The sequence below is a fragment of the Bradyrhizobium sp. P2_E8 genome, assembly GCF_056403875.1.
In genome coordinates this window covers 1-1,405 of sequence record NZ_JBFUES010001426.1, presented here as the reverse complement: position 1 = coordinate 1,405, position 1,405 = coordinate 1, and the positions used below count along the sequence as shown (strand labels likewise).

The following is a 1,405-nucleotide window of genomic DNA, read 5'->3' as shown; positions in this document are numbered from 1 at the left end:
GTCGGTGGACTGAGGGTCTCGGGCCGGTTCAGCGCCCGGCTGACGTCGTCCAGCTCCTCGAACTGATGGCGCAGGCGGTTGAGGGTGCCGAACCAGAACCAGCCGCCGAGCGCCTCGGTCAGAAGATCGGCAAGCCCGTAGCCCGACACCACGGCAGCAGCCGACACGCCAAACGCGTCAGCGACATTCCGTGCGAAGGCCGCCGCCCCCAGTGCCGAACTGCCGACGCCGGCCACCGCCAGGATACGCACATCGGCGCCGCCAGCATTGGCGAAGTCTTCCACGGTGTTGCAGAGCTTGAGCGATCCGGCGCCGGATGGCGGGACGATCAGGATTGCGCCCTCGCGTGCCAGCCAGGGCGCCGTTTCGCGGGCCTCCTCCTGGGTCACCTTGCCGATGTCGTAGAAGATACCGTCGAGAACCGCGTTCCTGCGGCGAAATGACTCCAGGGCGGCCTCGCGCAACGGCGTCCGGGACTCGAAGATCTCCTCGAAGCTATTGCGGCCGAGTTGAGCCGTCGCGAGCGAGCGTTGCGTCGAGAGCATCACGGTTCTCCGCGGCCATTCCGGCGACGGATACCGTAGCAAGAATCCTGCCACCTCAGGTGGTATCGCCGCGCCGCTTCGACAGGCTGACGGCGACCTCACCAGGTCTTGTCCGCTCCCGCCCCGCCTGACAGCCATCCCAAAACATGGGTTGTGCGTTGCAGCAGGGACAAGACATAAAGCCTCTCAATCAGAGGTGAGCTTTTTGTCCGACGTCAATGCCGACAGCTGGGTATCCTCGGGACACCGGCCCATGGGTTTTCCCGAATTCGTCATCGTGATCGCGTCCATCATGGCGCTGAATCCGCTTGCGATGGACATGATGCTGCCGGCGCTGCCGAATATCGGAACCGCTTTCAAGATTCCCGTCGCCAATCACCTCCAGCTCGTGCTGTCGACCTTCCTGATCGGCTTCGGCGTCGGCCAGTTCGTCATGGGTCCGTTGTCGGACCGCTTCGGCCGTCGCCCGGTGCTGCTCGGTGGCATGGCGGTCTATGCGGTGGCGAGCGTGCTGGCGGTTGCCGCGCCCTCGTTCGAGACGCTGCTGCTGGCGCGCGCGCTGCAAGGGCTCGGCACCTCGGCAACGCGCGTGATCGCGACCTCGATCGTGCGCGACTGCTATGTCGGCCGCCGGATGGCGAGCGTGATGTCGCTTGCCATGATGGTGTTCATCGCGGTGCCCGTGATCGCGCCGTCATTCGGACAGGCGGTGCTGCTCGTCACGCAATGGCGCGGCATCTTCGTCGTGCTGATGCTCTATGGACTGCTCGCGCTCGCGTGGTCTGTGCTGCGGCTGCCCGAAACCCTCCCTCAGTCAGAACGCAGGTCGCTGGCGCCCGCCGACGTGCTCTCGGCGTTCC

At 65.6% G+C, this 1,405-nt stretch carries 1 protein-coding gene and 1 pseudogene; one reads left to right on the top strand and one right to left on the bottom strand.

The features are described 5' to 3' along the window. Positions 1-545 (bottom strand): annotated as a pseudogene (locus AC1D00_RS41095) (hypothetical protein); the annotation flags it as partial. A 253-nt stretch (positions 546-798) separates the two neighbouring features. On the opposite strand from AC1D00_RS41095, the gene AC1D00_RS41090 reads away from it, so the two are divergent. Next, the coding region (locus AC1D00_RS41090; RefSeq protein WP_477014640.1) for an MFS transporter at positions 799-1,405 on the top strand (607 nt) is incomplete at its 3' end.